This window comes from Mycobacterium sp. ST-F2, assembly GCF_001905655.1.
GTDB lineage: Bacteria > Actinomycetota > Actinomycetes > Mycobacteriales > Mycobacteriaceae > Mycobacterium.
Map to the genome: position 1 here is coordinate 1 of NZ_JMHT01000052.1, position 17,144 is coordinate 17,144.

Consider the following 17,144-nt stretch of genomic DNA (forward strand, 5'->3'; position numbering starts at 1 on the left):
CGGTCGGGGTCAGGACACCACGCAGCTCGCTGCTGCCGTCGGGTCGCTGCTTGGACACCACCAGCGCCCGGTCCCGGTGGGGTTCCGGGTCCCGGTCATCAGGTTCGGGACCATCCTGATCCCACTCATACAGCTTGCGCCGGACCACCGACCGCAGCGATTCAGGCGTGAGATTGCGGGCCGCGGCCACCAACGCCTGCTCGCACTCGTCGAGGCTGGCCAGGTTCGCCCAGGTGGGCAGTTTGGCGAAGAACGATTCGATGACATCGACATGATCAGCATTGATCGCGCCCGCGGCGACCGCGGCCGCGACATGCGGCCGCAGCGGCGGCAACGGTTCCCCGGTCAACGACCACCGCGGCCCCAACAACTCGGCGTGCCGGACCCGGCGGCGGGATTCCTCCAGGCTGAGCCGGTCCCGGGTACGCAGCGCGTCCGCCCAGTTTTTCGCCCCGATGTCTTTCGCCGTGGTCTGGGCCGCCAAAGCGGCCTGGATATGGTGATCGACCGCCGCCGCGGCACACGTCCACCGTTCCCGCTCCGATTGCAGCGCCAGGAGTTCGGGCACCGAGAGGGTGCTGTAGTCCAGCGACGCCACCTCGGCCAGCGCCGCGCCGAGGCCGGCGTACGCCGCCTCGGCACGGGTGGGGCTCGCAACGTCCATATTCGAACACTAGTACGAACCACCGACAAAAATCGGTCAGACTGTGTGACGCTAGTTATCTACCGTGGCTGGTGAGACCATTGAGATCAAAGTTGTTAAGAACACTCCTACGAGAAGACCGGCTGACCGTCCGCGCCGAGCAGATACCGCTCGGTACCCTCGCTGACCCGCGGTGCGTCGCCGCCCAGCGCGACCGCGATCTTGTTGATGCCGTTGCGCATCACGTCGAGGGTGATCTCGGTGGCCTCGGCGTCGGAGAAGTGCGCACGAACCCCTGCGGCGACGTCGGCCGGGATCCGCGACGGCGTCCACACCAGGGCGTCGACGTAGCGCAGCGCGGCTTTCTGCCTGTCGTCGAGCAGCTCCGACGACTCGTACAGCTCGATCTCCGAATACAGCGACTCATTGCCGCCGGCATCCAGCGCCGTGCCCTCGCGCAGCGACTTGCACAGCCGGCAGTTGTGCGCCGCCGCACCGCGCAGCCGGACCACCTCGGTCATCACCGGATCGAGCTCGCGCAACGCGCCGACAGTACTTGCGAAGCGGTTCAACAGCAGGTCCACCGGATCAGTGGAGTGGTCCCAACCGTCGGGATCGGCGATCGGCGGCAGCCCAAGTGCCGCGAATCCGGCCCGCACTCGCGGCACGAAGTCGGCGATGTACATCAGCGCCACCACGCGAAAAGTGTTGGCCCCCAGCGCTGCGGTGAGCTGTTCGCGCTGAGCCACAGAGATCACCGACACGTCGGTGCTGAACTGCTCGGCGAACTCGGCCACCAGCGGCTCGGTGTCGGACACGGGCCCGAACACCTCTTCGTAGGGCAACGCCTCGAGGCCCAACGTCTCGGCACACGTCTGCCGCATGACCGCATTGAGCCGCCGATCAGCCGGTGGCGACAACGCGATCAGGGCAGTCAGTAGATCCTCCACACTTCGGATTATTGCCGCGATGAGACCATCGACGCATGGGTTCGACCGTCTCGGCCGCATTCGCCTCCGACAACGCTGCTGGTGCTCACCCTCGCGTCATGGAGGCCATCGTCAGGGTCAATCACGACAGTGTGAGCTCCTACGGCACCGACGCGAGCACCGGACGCGCGGCGCAGGCCCTCAGAGAAGCCTTCGAGGCCCCCGACGCCGACGTGCTGTTCGCCTTCACCGGCACCGCGGCCAACATCATCGCGCTGGCCTCCGCCGTGCAGCCGTGGCAGGAAATTCTGTGCAGCGACATCGCACACTCCTTGCTCGACGAAGCCGGCGGACCCGTGCGACTCTCCGGCGCGCAGCTGACTCCCCTACCCAGCGATGACGGCCTGATCGCGCCGCGGGAGCTGGATCGGCACATCGCCCGCCGCGGCGAGGTGCACCACTCGCAGCCGCGCATCGTCACCATCACTCAGTCGACCGAGAACGGCCGCGTCTGGTCACCTGCCGCGCTGACGGAGTTCATCGACTACGCCCACCAGCACGACCTGTTGGTGCATGTGGACGGCTCGCGCATCGCCAATGCCATTGCCGCCCTTGGCATAAGCCCAAAGGAGGCCATCGGCGACGCCGACATCGTCACCGTCGGCGGCACCAAGAACGGCATGCTGTTCGGTGACGCCGTGCTCGTGCGCCGACCCGAGCATTTCCACGGAATTCGCTTCGTACAGAAACAGATCGGACACCTCGCCAGCAAGCACCGCTTCATCTCGGCGCAGTTCGATGCCATGCTGCACGACGATCTCTGGTTGCAGACCGCGGCACACGCCAACCGCATGGCCGCGACTTTGAGCGCCGGATTTGCGGAGGCGGGGCTGCAACTGGCCGCGCCGACCGAGGCCAACGAGGTGTTCGTCATCCTCGACGCCGCGATCACCGCGCGCGTGCGGGAACGCTTCGCGGTCCACGCTCCGGACCCACTGCGACCAGTCGTCCGCTTCGTCTGCTCATGGGCCACCACCGACGACGACGTCGCCACGGCGCTGAAAGTTATTGCGCCTGACTGACCGACGACATGTGGAAGTCCGGAATCCGCAACGACGGCATCTGCGCCCGGGTGGCCCAGTCGCCCCATTCGCGCGGCAGCGTGGTCTCGCTGATGCCGGCTTCGGTGGCGCGCCGCAGGAGGTCGAGTGGGCTCTCGTTGAACCGGAAGTTGTTGACTGCGCCCGTCACTTCACCGTCCTCGATGAGGTAGACGCCGTCGCGCGTCAGCCCGGTCAGCAGCAGCACCGTCGGATCGACCTCACGGATGTACCAGAGCGTGGTCAGCAGCAGGCCGCGTTGCGTGCCGGCGATCATCTCGGCCAGGCTCGCGGTGCCGCCGGTCATCAGCAGATTGTCGGCCGGCACGGCGACGGGCGCGTCGAATTCCGCTGCGGCCGAACGCGGATAGGCCAGGGCGTTCACCACACCGTCGCGAATCCAGTCGACGCGGCCGATGTCCAGGCCGTTGTCGAACACCGACACCCGTTCCGACGAACTCGACGTCGCCACGAACGGCAAGCAATCCAACCCTGGCGCAAAGGGGTCCGAGTACAGCGTCAGACCAAGGTCGGTGAGCTTCTCCCCCACCCGGGTGCCGCCCGGCGCCGACAGCGCGGTGCGCCCCTCCTGCGCTCCCCGGCCGTCCATCGTCCAGCCGAGGTAGATCATCATGTCGGCCACGGTCGATGGCGGCATCAACGTTTCGTACCGGCCGGCGGGCAGTTCGACGGTCCGGGACGCCCACCCGAGCCGCAGGCACAGGTCATCGAGCATGGAATCGATTGGCACACCGATGAAATCGGCAGTGCTGACCCCGGCCCAGGCGCTGGCGCCGTCGCGCTTGGCATTGACCTCGACTGAGCCGGTGGGTTGGGTGAACCGGCGCCGGATTCCGCCTGAGGTGGCCAGGTAGGTGGTGTCGAGTTCGTGTCGGGCGAACCCGTACAGCGCGTCGCTGCGGTGGAAACCGTCGACCAGGCGCGCCGCGACGTTGCCGAACACCGCGGCACCGGTCAGCGGCGACGGAGCCTCCCAATCGTCGGAAACTTCCTGCCCGGCCAGTGCCGGTGCGCTGTCCCGAGCTTCTGGCGCGGCCTGCGCGGCATCCTGCGATGCCGCGACCAGACCGGCGATGGCCTCCGGATCGACCTCACTGGACTTCACCGCGCCGACCCGGGCTTTATCCCCTTGCCGGACAATCGAAATGACGGTGGTCTCGCGACTCACCGACTCGCCATTGGTGGTCATGGTATTGCGGGCCCAGCGCAGCGACGCGGTGGACCGGTCGGTGACGAGAACGATGGTCTCGTCGGTGCGACCCCGGCGGGCCGCCTCGGCCAGGACGAGGTCGACAACCTGTGGTGCGCTGAGGCGAGCGAAGCGACGGGGAGTAGGACTGATCATCAACGCCCCGATTCAGTTCGCGTGTTGAGCACATTGATGCCGCGGAACAGCGCGGACGGGCAGCCGTGGCTGACGGCGGCCACCTGGCCGGGTTGGGCCTTGCCGCAGTTGAATGCCCCGCCGAGCCGCCAGGTCGACTGTCCACCAACGGCTTCCATCGATCTCCAGAAGTCGGTCGTGGTGGCCTGGTAGGCGACATCGCGCAGCTGACCGTCCAGCTTTCCGTCGCGAATCTTGAAGAACCGCTGGCCGGTGAACTGGAAGTTGTACCGCTGCATGTCAATCGACCACGACTTGTCGCCGACGATGTAGATGCCGTCCTCGACCCGGCTGATCAGATCGTCCGTGCTCAGGTCCTCGCTGCCGGGTTGCAGGGACACGTTGGCCATCCGCTGGATCGGCACGTGATGCGGCGAGTCGGCATACGAGCAACCGTTGGAGCGGGCCACCCCGAGTCTTGGTGCGAACACCCGGTCCAGCTGATATCCGACAAAGACGCCGTCGCGCACCAGGTCCCAGCTCTGCGCCCGGACCCCTTCGTCGTCGAATCCGATGGTGGCCAGGCCGTGTTCGACAGTGCGGTCGGCGGTGACGTTCATGATCGGCGACCCGTACTGCATGGTGCCCAGCTTGTCCGGCGTGGCGAATGACGTTCCGGCGTAGGCCGCCTCGTAGCCGATCGCCCGGTCGTATTCGGTGGCGTGGCCGATGGATTCGTGAATGGTCAACCACAGGTTGGAGGGGTCGATCACCAGGTCGGTGGGACCGGCCGTCACGCTCGGCGCTTTGACCTTCTCGGACAACAGCGACGGCAGCTCAGCCAACTCCGTTGTCCAGTCGCATACCTCGTCGCCGGCGACCGTTTCCCAGCCGCGGGCGGTCGGGATGCGGATCCGCATGCTCTCGAACGACCCTGCGGCACTGTCCACGGCGACGGCTTCCAACGTCGGCTGCACCCGCACCCGCTGCTGCGTGATCGATGAGCCGAACGCATCGGCGTAGAACACCTGTTCCTTGACCGCCTGCACGTCCGCCGACACGTGGTCCACTCCGTCGGCCGCGAGCAACCGGCCCGAATACTCGCCCAGCAGCGCGATCTTGTCGGCGGCGGTCACGTCAAACGGGTCGATGCGGTACGGCGACACCCACGACACGTCGGAGTAGACGGGCTCCGGAGCCAACTCGATACGTTCGGCGTTGAGCGGCGCCAGCGTCACCGCGACCTGCACCGCCCGGCGCGCCGTCTCGGCCGCGACCTCGGGGTTCAGCTCGGCGTGGGAGGCGAAACCCCAGGTGCCGTCGACGATCACCCGCACCGCGAGACCGATCTCGCGGGTCACCACCGAGGTCTCCAACTCACCGTCGCGCAGTTGGATGTGCTCGGTGGTGATCCGGTGAATCCGGAGGTCGGCGTAGCTCGCACCAGCAGCCAGCGCGGCCGACACCGCAGCATCGGCCAGCAAATGGCGCGGCAAGGCCAGGAAGTCGGCGTCAACCCGTCGCAGCGCAGTCACGGCTACACCGTAGTGGCACGACCGGCTTTGATGATCGCTTTAATATTCGAATGGCGCGCCGCAGTTTTCGGGACACCCTGACCGGCTATGCGCTGCTCGCCCCCAGCTTGTTCGGCGTGGTGATGTTCCTGCTGCTGCCCATGCTCGTGGTGGCGTGGCTGAGCCTGCAGCACTGGGACCTGTTGGGACCCATCCGATTCGTCGGGCTGGACAACTGGCACGCGGTGCTCACCGACCCGACATTCGGCCGCTCCATGGCAGTGAACTTTGGTTTCATCGCGCTCGTGGTCCCCGTCCAAACGATCCTGGGCCTGGTGGCCGCCATGCTGCTGGCCCGCGAGCTGCCGGGCTCCGGGTTCTTCCGCACGCTGTACGTCCTGCCCTGGATCTGCTCGCCGCTGGCCATCGCGGTGCTGTGGCGCTGGATTCTCAGCCCCACCGACGGCGCGGTCAGCACGGTTCTCGGGCATCGCATCGAATGGCTGACGGACCCGACACTGGCGCTGCCGCTGGTTTCGGCGGTCACCGTGTGGACCAACGTCGGTTACGTGGCGCTGTTCTTCCTCGCCGGAATCCTGGCTATCCCGGGCGACGTTCACGACGCCGCCCGGATCGACGGCGCAAACGCATGGCAGCGCTTCCGTCGCATCACCCTGCCCATGCTGCGGCCCACCCTCTTTTTCGTCCTCGTGACGGGAATCGTGAGTGCGGCACAGGTTTTCGACACCGTCTACGCGCTGACCGGCGGCGGCCCCGAAGGTCGCACCGATCTGATCGCGCACCGCATCTACGCCGAGGCATTCGGCTCGGCCGCGGTGGGCCGCGCCGCAGTGATGGCCCTGATCCTGTTCGTCCTGCTGCTCGGCATCACAGTGGTGCAGCACTTCTACTTCCGCCGGCGGATCAGCTATGACCTCACGTAACGCGCTCATCTACGCCGTGTTGGTAGCAGCCGCCGCCATCACCCTCGTGCCCTTCGGCCTGGGCTTGATGACCTCGTTCACCTCGGCGCGGCAGTTCAACACCGAATCGCCGCTGTCGCTGCCGAATCCGCCGACCCTGGCCAACTACACCGCGCTGGCCGACGCCGGCTTCGGCCGGGCCGCGCTGGTGACCGCTCTGATGACCGCGGTGATCCTGCTGGGCCAGTTGGCCTTTTCGGTGACGGCCGCCTACGCGTTCGCGCGGCTCGAATTTCCCGGGCGAGACACCCTGTTCTGGCTCTATCTGGCGACGCTGATGGTGCCCGCAACAGTGACGGTCGTGCCGCTGTATCTCATGATGGCCGAGGCTGGGCTGCGCAATACCTTCTGGGCGTTGGTGCTGCCGTTCATGTTCGGCTCGCCCTACGCGATCTTCCTACTGCGCGAGTACTTCCGGTCCATCCCGGCCGACCTCATTCGCGCCGCCCACATCGACGGTGCCGGCACGCTGGACGTCATCGTGCACGTGGTGCTGCCGGCCAGCCGGTCGATTCTGGTCACGCTGGGACTGATCACCGTTGTCTCGCAGTGGAACAGCTTCATGTGGCCGCTGGTGATCACCAGCGGCTCGTCATGGCGCGTACTGACCGTCGCAACCGCAGGGCTGCAGTCCCAGTTCGATGCGCAGTGGACCGTGGTGCTGGCGGCGACGACCGTCGCGATCGTGCCGCTGATCCTTCTCTTCAGTGTGCTGGGCCGGCACATCGTCCGCTCCATCGTCGTCACCGGCATGAAATGAAGTTCTCAACCCGTTTCGTCATCGCCCTGGCCGCCACCATGGCGGTGCTGCTGGTGGCCGCCGTGATCCTGGGCCGCACCGATGACAGCGGGAAAACCGTTGTCACCGTGCGACTGTGGGATGCTCAGGTCGCCGCCGCCTACCGGTCGTCGTTCGCCGAGTTCACGCGCCGGCACCCGGATATCGAGGTCCGGGTCGACGTCGTCGCCTACGCGTCGTACTTCGACTCGCTGCGCACCGACGTCGCCGGTGGCGGCGCCGACGACATCTTCTGGCTGTCCAACGCCTATCTGGCGGGCTACGCCGACACCGGCCGTCTGCTGGACATCGGAAAACTGTTGGGCCGCGGCGCCTCCGACGCGTGGGACGGATCGGTGAACCAACAGTTCACCCGCAACGGCACGCTGTGGGCGCTACCGCAACTGACCGACGGTGGCATCGCCGTGTATTACAACGCAGACCTGCTGGCGGCCGCCGACATCGATCCGGCCGAGCTGGACACCCTGCGCTGGTCCCCCGACGCCGACGACACCCTGCGCCCGCTGGTCGCCCGGCTGACTCTGGACCGGCACGGAAACCAGGCCGGGACACCGGGATTCGACGCCGGGCAGGTACGGCAGTGGGGCTACAACGCCGCCAATGATCTGCAGGGCATCTACCTCAACTACATCGGCTCGGCGGGCGGCCAGTTCAGCGACGGCGACCGGTTCGCCTTCGACAACCCCGGCGCACGACAGGCATTCGAGTACCTGGTCAACCTGATCAACGTCGACCACGTGTCTCCCTCCGCGGCCGACACCAACGGCAACGGTGACTTCTCCCGTAACCAGTTCCTGCAGGGCCGCATGGCGCTGTTCCAGTCGGGTACCTACAACCTGGCCGCCATCGCCGATCAGGCGCACTTCCGCTGGGGTGTGGCGATGTTGCCGAGCGGTCCAGCCGGTCGGGTCAGCGTCACCAACGGGATTGCCGCCGCGGCCAATTCGGCGACCCGTCATCCCGGCGCGGTGCGTGCGGTGCTGGCGTGGATGGGCAGCGCCGAGGGCAATGCGTTCCTGGGCACCAGCGGATCCGCGGTACCCGCCGTGCCGGCCGCTCAGCGCGTCTACTTCGACTACTGGGCACACCGCAACATCGACGTGCGGCCGTTCTTCACGGTGCTCGACGGACCGCGCATCCCCGCCCCCGGCGGCGCGGGCTTCCCGGCCGGATTCCTGGCCATCAGACCGTTTTTCGACGAGATGTTCCTGGGCCGCGCGCCCGTCGCATCGACCTTGACCGCCGCGCAGAAGGCGGCCAACGCCGCAGCCGACCGCTAAAGCTTGCTGGTGGCCAGCGGGGTGGCCACCTCGACCCACACCGACAGCACGCACATCGCCACCACCATCAGCAGCGCCACCGCATCCTTCAGCCCAGGACGTGCCGGACTTGCGACGATCTGACCCACCCCACCACGCGCGGTGATGGCGTCACCCATCTCGTCGCCGCGCCGCAGCGCCACCGTCACTGCGGCCGCCAGTAGGTCGACGATCTCGGCCCACCGCTGCCGACGCCGGGCCCGGCGGGTCTCCGGTCGCACCTTGGGGCGCAGCCGACGGGCCGCGAACAACACGCGGTATTCATCGATCAGCATCGGGAATGCCCGCAGCGCCAAGGCCAACGTGACGGCCCATTCGTCGACCGGGATCCGGAACCACTTCAGCGGCCGGCCCAATGTGGCTACGGCAGGCGCGATTTCGGCGACGTTGGTGGTCCAGGACACCAGCCCGCCCAGCCCGAGCAGCACGATGGACAACACCGTGATCTGCAGGAACTTCAGCAGCCCGCCCAGTCCCAGATGCGCCGACCCGATGTCGATGAACGGCTCGCCGCCCGCCAGGGCGGCGGTCGCGCCACCGAGCAACAGCAGCAGCCACACCAGCAGCGGCACCGACGGCAGCACGCTGCGTGGGATGTGCGCCAGCCACGCCGTCAGCATCACCAGCAGCGCCACCAGGCCGATGGGGACCCACCCGGGGTAGATCGTCAGGACGACGCCGATCAGCGCCACGACCAAAAGCTTGGTGCCGGCCCACAATTCGTGGATGGGCGACGTGCCGGGCACGGGGCGCAGCAGCACCATCGACCGGCGCTGGGTCGCGGGGGCGGTCATGATCGTCCTCCCGCGGTGATCGGTGATTCCGTCGACTGACCGGCGAGTTCGCCGCGGTGCAGCCGCAGGATGCGCGGACAGAGCTCGTCGAGTCCGGCGAAGTCGTGCGAGATGACGACGACCGTCAGCCCTGTGGTACGGCGCAGTTCGGCGAGCAGCGCCACGAGACCGCGCTGGCTGGCGGCATCCAGCCCGGCCAGGGGTTCATCCAGGATCAGCGCCCGCGGACGACGAGACAGCAACCCGGCCAACACCACTCGGCGCATCTGGCCGCCACTGAGCTGGTCGATGCGCCGGTCCGCGAGCTCCGCGTCCAGCCCGACCATCGCGAGAGCCTCGGTGACCCGGGCGCGGTCGCGCCGCGAGAACCCCGCAGCCGACGCGATTTCCGCACCCACCCGTGACCGCATCAACTGGAGCCTGGCCGCCTGGAACGAAATGGCGACGGCGCCAACCTGATCGGACACCGGCTTGCCGTCCAGCAGGCAGGTGCCGGTGGTCGGCACCGTGAGACCGGCCAGAATCCAGGCCAGCGTCGACTTCCCGGAGCCGTTGAGCCCGTGGATCAGGACGCCCTCGCCCTCGTGGACGGTGAAGCTGATGTCGCGCAATGCCGTTGATTCCCACGGTGTTCCGCTGCCGTACTGGTGCCCGACGCCGCGCACCTCGAGCACCGCAGGGCCGTCGGGCTCAACCCCTTCCGACACGATCGGCACCGGCGCGGTCGCGACCATCTCGATGTTGTCACTCGCACCGTCGAGCCGGACCACCCGGTCGGCAGAGTCGGCTTCGTCGTTGTAGTGCGTGATGTGCACGAGCGACGTCCGGTGGTGCCGGGTCAGGTCGGACAGCACCGACAGCAGCACGTCACGGCCCTGCTGGTCGACCATGCTGGTGACCTCGTCGGCGATCAGCAGAGCGGGCTCGCGGGCCAGGGCGGCCGCCACCGCCAGGCGCTGCAGCTCGCCGCCGGACAACCCGCCGGTGTCCCGGTCGGCCATACCACTCAAACCGACCTCGCCCAGCAGCCGTTCGACGTCGATGGTCGTCCCCGACGGCAGGCCCCACACCACGTCGTCGGCGACCCGGGTGCCCAGCACCTGACTCTCCGGGTGCTGCATGACGACCGCGGTGCCCCCGGTCTGGCCGAGGCCGACCGCACCGGGGCGATCGATACTGCCCGCGGTCGGCGCGCGGCCCGCGAGCGTGAGCATCAGCGTCGTCTTGCCCGACCCGTTGGCGCCGGTGACGGCGACGTGCTCACCGGCGTTGATGTCCATGGTCACCGGGCCGAGCGCATCGCGATTGGTACCGGGGTACCGGAACCGCACGTCGCGCAACCGGGCCGGGACGGGGGCCACCGGGCCGGCCGATTCGACGGCGTCGAGCTTGTGGACATCGGGGATGCCGAACAGCCGGGTCAGCACCCGCGACAGCGCCCACCAGCCGAGCAACGTGACGAACATGATGTGCATGACGACCGAGATCATCACCGGCGCCGGCCAGTAGTGCAGGAACGCGGCGAAACCGGCGCGCAGATCCTCGGCGGCACGTTCCCCACCGGGAACCACCGCGATGGCGTTCGCCACGCCGTTGATGTTGGCGGTCATCGAGGCGAAGATCAGCTCCCGCAGCCGCCCCACCAACAGCAGAATGCCGATGACGTAGGCGCCGAACGCCGCCCCTGCCGCCGCCGAAGCCAACAGCACAGTCGCGATGCCGCGGCCGGTGCGTTTGACGATGCCTGTCAGTCCGCCGATGTAGGCGCAGAACACCACGGTCATCAGACCGCCCATGCCGGCGATGAGGAAGGCGATGGTGCCACCGGCGACGGTCGCGGCGAGCAGGACCCGAAGTCGGTAGCGGTACGCAAGCAGTCCCATCGGGACCGTACCCAGCATTCCCAGGCCCGCGGCGAACGGAATGACGACAGCGATGATGGCGGTGGCCGCACTCAGCGCCGCCATCACGGCGGCCTGGGCGTACTCGCCCGGATTGAGGGGGCCGGCTTTGTCACGTGGGCCGGCAACAGTCATTTCACAATTCTGCCAGCTGCGTAGACGAGTAAACTCGACGGTGTTGTGACCGTCGACACTCTCGACGGTGGTTCGACTACATAGAGAATCTATGGAACTATGTTGAACATGGCAATTGCACCGGCGACCGAAACGACTCTCGCCTCGGATCTCCTCGCCGTCGTTGCACGAATCAACCGCTTGGCCAATCAGCGCGTGCGGCTCCCCCTGCCGTTCGCGCAGGCCCGGCTGCTCTCCACCATCGAAGCCGAGGGTCGCGCCCGGATCTCCGATCTCGCGGCGCTGGACCACTGCTCTCAGCCGACGATGACGACCCAGGTCCGCCGCCTCGAGGACGCCGGCCTGGTGTCCCGCACCGTCGACCCCGACGACGCCCGCGCCGTCCTCATCAGCATCACGCCCCACGGCGTCGCCACGCTGGAACAGGTCCGTGCCGACCGCGGCAACGCCATCGACCCGTTCCTCGAGGAGCTCGACAGCTCCGATCGGGACACGCTGGCGGCCGCCGTGCATATCATGCGCGGCCTGCTCGCCACGCACTGACGCTCCTACTTCGGACCGGGGATCGGGTCCAGGGCCTTGAGCGCGCCGGCCTCGATGGTGAAACGCACGCTGCCGATGCCCGTCGGCATCCCCGGCTGGTCCTTGGCCTGCTGCCACTGGTACTGAACTGTGGCAGTGTTCGGCGAACTCGCGGTGACGGTGATGTACGGCCGCGGGCTGGGCGTCGGGGTACCGAGCATCGTGCCCTTGTTGAAGAACACCACCTGCTGTGGGCTGTCCGGTGTCGAATTGTTCTGGCCCACCTGCACCCAATACAACGAGCAGTCCGACGTATGACCGCTGCCCGTTTGCACCCACTTGCCCACTGCCGGCTGCGGCAGCGAGAAGATCGAGGCTCTCACGATGTTTTCCGGCGGCGCGTCTGCCGGCGTGCACTTGTCGGCTTCCGGCGTGGGTTCCCCGCCTTTCGGGCTCCAACCGCACCCGGCGGCAAGCAGGGCCGATGCCGAAAGCAGGACGAAAGCTGATGTGTAGCCGGAAGACCGCATCGGGCCAGCCTACGGGTAAGCGCACCAAGCCTTTTGACACCGACCTGGTTTGCGCGAAGCGCCGGCCGTACCGGTAGCTGAGCGTTTCGCCGGATGTCCGCGCGGGTATTCGGTTGCCATGTCGATCACGGTCGGCGGTGGTCCGCCGGAGTACGACGATGGTTTGCCCGGCGGAGTGTCCGGGTTGTACGGCAGCGGATCATGGCCGGCCTCGGGCACCAAAGCGCAACGCCGCGTGCTGGCCCTCGCAGTGGGCGTCCTCGTCGGACTGCAGAGGCGACGGTGGCAGGACGCCGCGGTGGAACTGATCGGGGTCGCCCACGACCACGAGATGTCGCCGTACGTACTGGCCGAAGCGTTGGTCGAACTATCAGGCGGTCAGTCATTGCGGCTGACGGGAGGATCGCGTCCCGACACGGTACGCATCGCACGGAAGCAGTGGGGCCACCTACTGGATCCCGTTGAGGCCGGCGCCGACGACCCCGACCCCGATCACGTTCTGGTCTGGTGAGGTCTCATTACTCTGGGGCCGTGACTGCAACGCCTGGTTTTGTGCTCCGTCCATCCCACGGCCCCGCGGAATGGCCTGAGCTGGTGCGCATCTGGCGCAGTGCGGTCGAAGCGACGCACGACTTCCTGACTGCCGACGACATCGACTTCTACGAACGCCGCCTTGCCGAGGAGTACCTGAAGCTCGTCGACCTGACAGTGGCGGAGTTCGATGGCGCGCCGGTCGGGTTCGCGGGCGTCGCCGGCGGGAACCTCGAAATGTTGTTCATCGACCACCAGCACCGTGGTCGCGGTGCGGGGTCGGCCTTGCTGGTCGACGCGATGGCCACGAATCCGGGGCTCCTGGTCGACGTGAACGAACAGAACCCGCAGGCCGTCGGCTTCTACCACCGCCACGGGTTCATCACCTTGAGCCGTTCAGAGACCGACGGCGACGGGCGGCCGTTTCCGATCCTGCACCTGGGGCCCGCGGTGGAGATCGGCAATCACTGATCTGGAAGCTCCGGCTCAGTCGTACGTGCGGACGTGTTCGCCGCGGTGCCGCCGATGCCGGCCGCCGCGGCCGCGGCTTCCAAGAAATGTCTCCCCGCCGTCGACGACTGCTGTTGCGCCGCTCGGAGTCCGGTCGCGTGCCCCGCGGGCATCCCGTAGTGCCGGAGCAGCTTGGCCACCGCCAGCGCTGTGACGCGGTCGCAGCCGTCGACCCGCGGGGCGTTCCTGACGATGTTCTTCGCGACAGCAACCCGAACCGAACCGTCACTGCCTCGCGCCCCGACCAACGGTACGAACGACTCAGAACCACCGAACAACCCGATGCGGACTGACGCCCATTTCGGATGTCCGGTACGAGGGTCGACGTACACGCGATGAACTTTGCCGATCTTGCCGCCTGCGAGGTCGTAAACGGTCGCGCCGACAAACCGACTAACGGCATCCGACATCGTTCCCCCTGTTCCTCTATCGCGCCATGCAGGGCGGGATTCAGCCGTGGTGCGCGTGGTGGTGCTCGCCCAGCAAGATGCCCGACAGCAACCACACGGCGCCGAAGGTCGCGGCGGCCAGGGACACGAGCATTGCCACGGCGCCGAATGTCAGATACCCGGCGACCATCGCGACGGCACCGACAACCAGGGCGACGAAGCTGACGGCGATGGTCACCAGACCCGGCACCATGGCGCCGACCGGGGTAGGTGATTCATTCATGTCGTGGGGGTACCCGCATGCGCGGCGCCCAAAACTGCTCCGACGGGCACGCTCGACGCAGGAGCGGGAGCGGGAGCCCAGAACGCAAAATGACCAGCACTCTCGTGCTGGTCACCGTTGCTCCCCCGATTGGACTCGAACCAATAACCGCCCGATTAACAGTCGGGAGCTCTGCCAATTGAGCTACAGGGGATTGTGCTCAGGCCCCGGGCGCGTGTCCCTGAACCGAGGCATGACTCTAGCGCATGACCGCGCGGATCTTTGAATCGGCTGGTAGCTGCCGGTCGGGCCAGACGCATCGGCGATCGTGAGGCAGGATAGAGCCAAGCACCGTCATCAGGGAGGGGTCCAGTGATCCGAGCCGTCGCCGTCATGGCCGTGGGCTATGTGCTGGGAGCCAAGGCCGGCCGTCGCCGCTACGAGCAGATCGCCGGCACATACCGCGCCATCACCGAGAGCCCGAAGACCAAGGCCGTGCTGGATGCCGGCCGGCGCAAGCTCGCCGACAAGGTGTCGCCGGACCCGAATATGGTGCGGTTGACGGCCATCGACTCACAGACCTCGGTACTGCATCCGGAGTCGATTCACGACTGACGTGCACCTATAGGCGCGCGGAAAGAACCCGACTGTTGATCGGGTGGTTATCGGTTCGAGAAGCCTCAGCCGAGCGGCTGGTTCCAGCTCTGGCCGGGCAACAACGGGCCGGAGCTGACGCCGGCGCTGGGGCCCCACACGCCGAACGGCGTGCCCACGTTCACGGGCTGGCCGTTGGACCGGCCCATGCAGTAGCCGTCTTCCTTGTTGCCGAACCAGGCGAGGCAGGCGCCGTCAGCCGTGGTCTGCGAGGACGGGGCGCTGCTCAACGCGACGATGACAGGAGCAGCCACTGCGGTGGCCACGAGCGCTGCTGCGGCGAAGAGCCGGGTTGCTCGAATGGTCATGGTGAGACTCTCCCCTACGGTCGGTTCTGCCTCACCATATCGCGCACGGTCGTTCCGCGCGTTACAGCTGACAAAAGGCTCAGCTCACGTCGTCGCCGCTGGCCTGCTGCAGCAGGCTGCGCCGGTACTGCTCCATGGCAACGAGATCACCGAACAGCGCGTGGTACGCATCGCTTTCCTCGACCGGCGACATGCGCTGCAGTTTCGACTTCAGTTCGGCGATCTCCCGGCCCACCCAGACTTCCTGCAGCCGCGCGAGCACGCTCGCGATGTACCGCGGCAGCTTGTCCTCTTCAACCTGGAATGCCTCGACCGATAGCTCGTTGACCAGGCTCGCCGCCGTCGGTCCGGCCTCCCGGACCGCCTCGATCCATTCCGCGCCGCCCAGTCCGGCCGCCGTACCGCCGGCAGTGGTGATCGCCTGCCGGACCGCGGCATATCCGGGGTGTGTGAAGCTGTCGACCGGCAGCCCGTCGAACACCGGGCCGGCCATCGCGGGGTACTGCAGCGCCGACTTGAGCGCTTCCCGTTGCGGCCACAGCGTCGGATCCTTCGGGTTCGGCCGTCCCACTGTCGCGGCCGGGGCCGACGGCGCCGCCGGGCGCCGGACGTCGCGCTTCGACGTCGACGGACCCGACTTGGCCGTCTCGCGAACCCGCGCGATCACCTGCGCCACATCGTCCCAACCGACCCAGCCGGCGAGCTGACGGGCGTACTCGTCACGCAAGGTGGGGTCTTTGATCCGGGCCGCCAGCGGCACACACCGCCGCAGCGCCGCAACCCGGCCCTCGGCGCTGTCCAGGTCATGCTCTTCAAGCGCGGTGCGAATCACGAACTCGAACAACGGGGTTCGGCGTGCCACCAGGTCCCGCAGCGCGCCGTCGCCGGCCTTGAGGCGCAGATCGCACGGATCCATGCCGTCGGAAGCCACCGCAACGAACGACTGACCGGTCAGATTCTGTTCGCCCTCAAAGGCTTTCACCGCGGCGGCGCGTCCGGCGGCATCGCCGTCGAACACGTAGATCAGCTCGCCGCGAAAGAAGTTGTCGTCCATCATCAGTCGGCGCAGCATCGACAGGTGCTCGTCACCGAACGCGGTGCCGCACGACGCGACCGCGGTGGTCACACCAGCGAGGTGCATGGCCATGACGTCGGTGTAGCCCTCGACGACGACGGCCTGGTGGCCCTTGGCGATGTCGCGCTTGGCCAGATCGAGGCCGAACAGCACGTGGGATTTCTTGTACAGCACCGTTTCCGGCGTGTTGACGTACTTGGCTTCCATCTGATCGTCGTCGAACAGGCGGCGGGCACCGAACCCGATCACCTCACCCGTCGCCCCCCGGATGGGCCAGAGCAGCCGGCGGTGGAACCGGTCCATCGGACCGCGGCGGCCCTCCCGGGACAACCCGGCGGCCTCGAGCTCCTTGAAGGTGAATCCCTTGCGCAGCAAGTGTTTTGTCAGGGTGTCCCAGCCTGACGGCGCGAATCCGCAGCCGAAGCGCTTGGCCGCGTCGGCGTCGAAATTCCGGTCCATCAGGTACTGCCGGGCGGCGGCGGCCTCGGCCGACTGCAACGCCTCGGCGTAGAACTCCTGCGCGGCGGCGTTGGCGGCGAGCAGGCGGCTGCGGCTGCCCTTGTCCCGCTGCACGTTGGTGGTGGACGACCCCTCGTAGTTGATGGTGTAGTTCAGCCGGTCGGCGAGCAGTTCGACGGCCTCGACGAAGGTGACGTGCTCGATCTTCTGCACGAACGCGTAGACGTCGCCGCCCTCGGCGCAGCCGAAGCAGTGGAACAGCCCGTGGTTGGGCCGCACATGGAACGACGGCGACTTCTCGTCGTGGAACGGGCACAGGCCTTTCAGCGAGTCGGCCCCTGCGCGGCGCAGCTGCACGTGCTCACCGACGATGTCCTCGATGCGGGTGCGTTCACGAATGGCCGCGATATCTCGATCAGGAATCCGGCCGGCCACGCGCCCA

The 17,144-nt window shown here is 67.4% G+C and carries 19 protein-coding genes and 1 tRNA gene; 8 read left to right on the top strand and 12 right to left on the bottom strand.

The window, feature by feature from the left end:
* On the bottom strand, nucleotides 1-664 hold a 664-nt coding region (locus EB75_RS18430; protein ID WP_142239689.1), incomplete at its 3' end, for a DUF222 domain-containing protein.
* A 107-nt stretch (nucleotides 665-771) separates the two neighbouring features.
* Nucleotides 772-1,614 carry a carboxymuconolactone decarboxylase family protein gene (locus tag EB75_RS18435; protein WP_073696824.1) on the bottom strand — a complete coding sequence of 281 codons (843 nt, stop codon included), beginning with the start codon at nucleotides 1,612-1,614 and terminating at the stop codon, nucleotides 772-774.
* A 14-nt stretch (nucleotides 1,615-1,628) separates the two neighbouring features.
* Between EB75_RS18435 and EB75_RS18440 the strand changes: the two genes are divergently transcribed.
* Nucleotides 1,629-2,654, top strand: coding sequence for a threonine aldolase family protein (locus tag EB75_RS18440; protein ID WP_073696776.1), 1,026 nt, complete (start codon nucleotides 1,629-1,631; stop codon nucleotides 2,652-2,654).
* Here EB75_RS18440 and EB75_RS18445 read toward each other — a convergent pair.
* Together EB75_RS18445 and EB75_RS18450 are read right to left on the bottom strand one after the other, a co-directional pair.
* On the bottom strand, nucleotides 2,638-4,038 hold the full coding sequence (locus EB75_RS18445; RefSeq protein ID WP_073696777.1) for a metallopeptidase TldD-related protein: 1,401 nt from the start codon (nucleotides 4,036-4,038) through the stop codon (nucleotides 2,638-2,640). The genes EB75_RS18440 and EB75_RS18445 overlap by 17 nt on opposite strands.
* Complete coding sequence (locus EB75_RS18450; protein WP_073696778.1) at nucleotides 4,038-5,552, bottom strand: TldD/PmbA family protein; 1,515 nt, start codon at nucleotides 5,550-5,552, stop codon at nucleotides 4,038-4,040. Before EB75_RS18450 ends, EB75_RS18445 begins: the two co-directional genes overlap by 1 nt.
* A gap of 50 nt (nucleotides 5,553-5,602) precedes the next feature.
* Here EB75_RS18450 and EB75_RS18455 point away from each other — a divergent pair, with 50 nt between their 5' ends.
* Genes EB75_RS18455 through EB75_RS18465 form a run of 3 tightly spaced genes read left to right on the top strand, consistent with a single transcriptional unit; the run spans nucleotide 5,603 to nucleotide 8,593 of the window.
* Nucleotides 5,603-6,475 (top strand): carbohydrate ABC transporter permease, encoded by an 873-nt coding sequence (locus EB75_RS18455; RefSeq protein WP_073696779.1) that lies wholly within the window; start codon nucleotides 5,603-5,605, stop codon nucleotides 6,473-6,475.
* Entirely contained in the window at nucleotides 6,462-7,274 is an 813-nt protein-coding gene (locus EB75_RS18460) for a carbohydrate ABC transporter permease (protein WP_073696780.1), read from the top strand. The genes EB75_RS18455 and EB75_RS18460 overlap by 14 nt, the downstream gene beginning before the upstream one ends.
* Nucleotides 7,271-8,593 carry an ABC transporter substrate-binding protein gene (locus EB75_RS18465; RefSeq protein WP_073696781.1) on the top strand — a complete coding sequence of 441 codons (1,323 nt, stop codon included), beginning with the start codon at nucleotides 7,271-7,273 and terminating at the stop codon, nucleotides 8,591-8,593. The genes EB75_RS18460 and EB75_RS18465 overlap by 4 nt, the downstream gene beginning before the upstream one ends.
* Here EB75_RS18465 and EB75_RS18470 read toward each other — a convergent pair.
* Together EB75_RS18470 and EB75_RS18475 are read right to left on the bottom strand one after the other, a co-directional pair.
* Nucleotides 8,590-9,426 (bottom strand): CbiQ family ECF transporter T component, encoded by an 837-nt coding sequence (locus tag EB75_RS18470; RefSeq protein ID WP_073696782.1) that lies wholly within the window; start codon nucleotides 9,424-9,426, stop codon nucleotides 8,590-8,592. The two genes, EB75_RS18465 and EB75_RS18470, sit on opposite strands and share 4 nt — an antisense overlap.
* Nucleotides 9,423-11,462, bottom strand: coding sequence for an ABC transporter ATP-binding protein (locus EB75_RS18475; protein ID WP_073696783.1), 2,040 nt, complete (start codon nucleotides 11,460-11,462; stop codon nucleotides 9,423-9,425). The genes EB75_RS18470 and EB75_RS18475 overlap by 4 nt, the downstream gene beginning before the upstream one ends.
* Before the next feature lie 99 nt (nucleotides 11,463-11,561).
* On the opposite strand from EB75_RS18475, the gene EB75_RS18480 reads away from it, so the two are divergent.
* Nucleotides 11,562-12,005: a MarR family winged helix-turn-helix transcriptional regulator gene (locus EB75_RS18480; RefSeq protein WP_073696784.1), complete on the top strand. Its 444-nt coding sequence runs from the start codon at nucleotides 11,562-11,564 to the stop codon at nucleotides 12,003-12,005.
* 5 nt (nucleotides 12,006-12,010) lie between these two features.
* Here the strand turns inward: EB75_RS18480 and EB75_RS18485 are convergent, their stop codons facing one another.
* The gene (locus EB75_RS18485; RefSeq protein WP_073696785.1) at nucleotides 12,011-12,514 is read right to left on the bottom strand and encodes an LppP/LprE family lipoprotein; all 504 of its coding nucleotides are present in this window, start codon (nucleotides 12,512-12,514) and stop codon (nucleotides 12,011-12,013) included.
* A gap of 118 nt (nucleotides 12,515-12,632) precedes the next feature.
* On the opposite strand from EB75_RS18485, the gene EB75_RS18490 reads away from it, so the two are divergent.
* Both EB75_RS18490 and EB75_RS18495 read left to right on the top strand, forming a co-directional pair.
* Nucleotides 12,633-13,025, top strand: a complete 393-nt coding sequence (locus EB75_RS18490; RefSeq protein WP_083612404.1) for a hypothetical protein — start codon at nucleotides 12,633-12,635, stop codon at nucleotides 13,023-13,025.
* 20 nt (nucleotides 13,026-13,045) lie between these two features.
* Nucleotides 13,046-13,516 (top strand): GNAT family N-acetyltransferase, encoded by a 471-nt coding sequence (locus EB75_RS18495; protein ID WP_073696786.1) that lies wholly within the window; start codon nucleotides 13,046-13,048, stop codon nucleotides 13,514-13,516.
* Here EB75_RS18495 and EB75_RS18500 read toward each other — a convergent pair.
* The 3 genes from EB75_RS18500 to EB75_RS18510 all read right to left on the bottom strand — a co-directional run bounded on the left by EB75_RS18500 (nucleotide 13,510) and on the right by EB75_RS18510 (nucleotide 14,420).
* The gene (locus EB75_RS18500) at nucleotides 13,510-13,965 is read right to left on the bottom strand and encodes a PRC-barrel domain-containing protein (RefSeq protein WP_073696787.1); all 456 of its coding nucleotides are present in this window, start codon (nucleotides 13,963-13,965) and stop codon (nucleotides 13,510-13,512) included. The two genes, EB75_RS18495 and EB75_RS18500, sit on opposite strands and share 7 nt — an antisense overlap.
* A gap of 40 nt (nucleotides 13,966-14,005) precedes the next feature.
* Entirely contained in the window at nucleotides 14,006-14,227 is a 222-nt protein-coding gene (locus EB75_RS18505) for a hypothetical protein (RefSeq protein WP_142239690.1), read from the bottom strand.
* A 120-nt stretch (nucleotides 14,228-14,347) separates the two neighbouring features.
* Nucleotides 14,348-14,420: transfer RNA gene (locus tag EB75_RS18510), tRNA-Asn, on the bottom strand.
* A gap of 158 nt (nucleotides 14,421-14,578) precedes the next feature.
* Between EB75_RS18510 and EB75_RS18515 the strand changes: the two genes are divergently transcribed.
* Complete coding sequence (locus EB75_RS18515) at nucleotides 14,579-14,821, top strand: hypothetical protein (protein ID WP_073696789.1); 243 nt, start codon at nucleotides 14,579-14,581, stop codon at nucleotides 14,819-14,821.
* A gap of 65 nt (nucleotides 14,822-14,886) precedes the next feature.
* On the opposite strand, the gene EB75_RS18520 is transcribed toward EB75_RS18515, so the two are convergent.
* Together EB75_RS18520 and dnaG are read right to left on the bottom strand one after the other, a co-directional pair.
* Nucleotides 14,887-15,168 carry a DUF7155 family protein gene (locus EB75_RS18520; protein ID WP_073696790.1) on the bottom strand — a complete coding sequence of 94 codons (282 nt, stop codon included), beginning with the start codon at nucleotides 15,166-15,168 and terminating at the stop codon, nucleotides 14,887-14,889.
* Nucleotides 15,169-15,247: 79 nt separating this feature from the next.
* Nucleotides 15,248-17,137, bottom strand: a complete 1,890-nt coding sequence (gene dnaG / locus EB75_RS18525; RefSeq protein ID WP_073696791.1) for a DNA primase — start codon at nucleotides 17,135-17,137, stop codon at nucleotides 15,248-15,250.
* Nucleotides 17,138-17,144: the final 7 nt, after the last annotated feature.

Excerpts from the sequence above, each read along its gene's own strand:
- EB75_RS18440 (WP_073696776.1), top strand. The coding sequence starts at position 1,629 with ATGGGTTCGACCGTCTCGGCCGCATTCGCCTCCGACAACGCTGCTGGT.
- EB75_RS18445 (WP_073696777.1), bottom strand. The coding sequence starts at position 4,038 with ATGATCAGTCCTACTCCCCGTCGCTTCGCTCGCCTCAGCGCACCACAG.
- EB75_RS18455 (WP_073696779.1), top strand. The coding sequence starts at position 5,603 with ATGGCGCGCCGCAGTTTTCGGGACACCCTGACCGGCTATGCGCTGCTC.
- EB75_RS18460 (WP_073696780.1), top strand. The coding sequence starts at position 6,462 with ATGACCTCACGTAACGCGCTCATCTACGCCGTGTTGGTAGCAGCCGCC.
- EB75_RS18465 (WP_073696781.1), top strand. The coding sequence starts at position 7,271 with ATGAAGTTCTCAACCCGTTTCGTCATCGCCCTGGCCGCCACCATGGCG.
- EB75_RS18470 (WP_073696782.1), bottom strand. The coding sequence starts at position 9,426 with ATGACCGCCCCCGCGACCCAGCGCCGGTCGATGGTGCTGCTGCGCCCC.
- EB75_RS18475 (WP_073696783.1), bottom strand. The coding sequence starts at position 11,462 with ATGACTGTTGCCGGCCCACGTGACAAAGCCGGCCCCCTCAATCCGGGC.
- EB75_RS18480 (WP_073696784.1), top strand. The coding sequence starts at position 11,562 with ATGTTGAACATGGCAATTGCACCGGCGACCGAAACGACTCTCGCCTCG.
- EB75_RS18485 (WP_073696785.1), bottom strand. The coding sequence starts at position 12,514 with ATGCGGTCTTCCGGCTACACATCAGCTTTCGTCCTGCTTTCGGCATCG.
- EB75_RS18490 (WP_083612404.1), top strand. The coding sequence starts at position 12,633 with ATGTCGATCACGGTCGGCGGTGGTCCGCCGGAGTACGACGATGGTTTG.
- EB75_RS18500 (WP_073696787.1), bottom strand. The coding sequence starts at position 13,965 with ATGTCGGATGCCGTTAGTCGGTTTGTCGGCGCGACCGTTTACGACCTC.
- EB75_RS18505 (WP_142239690.1), bottom strand. The coding sequence starts at position 14,227 with ATGAATGAATCACCTACCCCGGTCGGCGCCATGGTGCCGGGTCTGGTG.
- EB75_RS18520 (WP_073696790.1), bottom strand. The coding sequence starts at position 15,168 with ATGACCATTCGAGCAACCCGGCTCTTCGCCGCAGCAGCGCTCGTGGCC.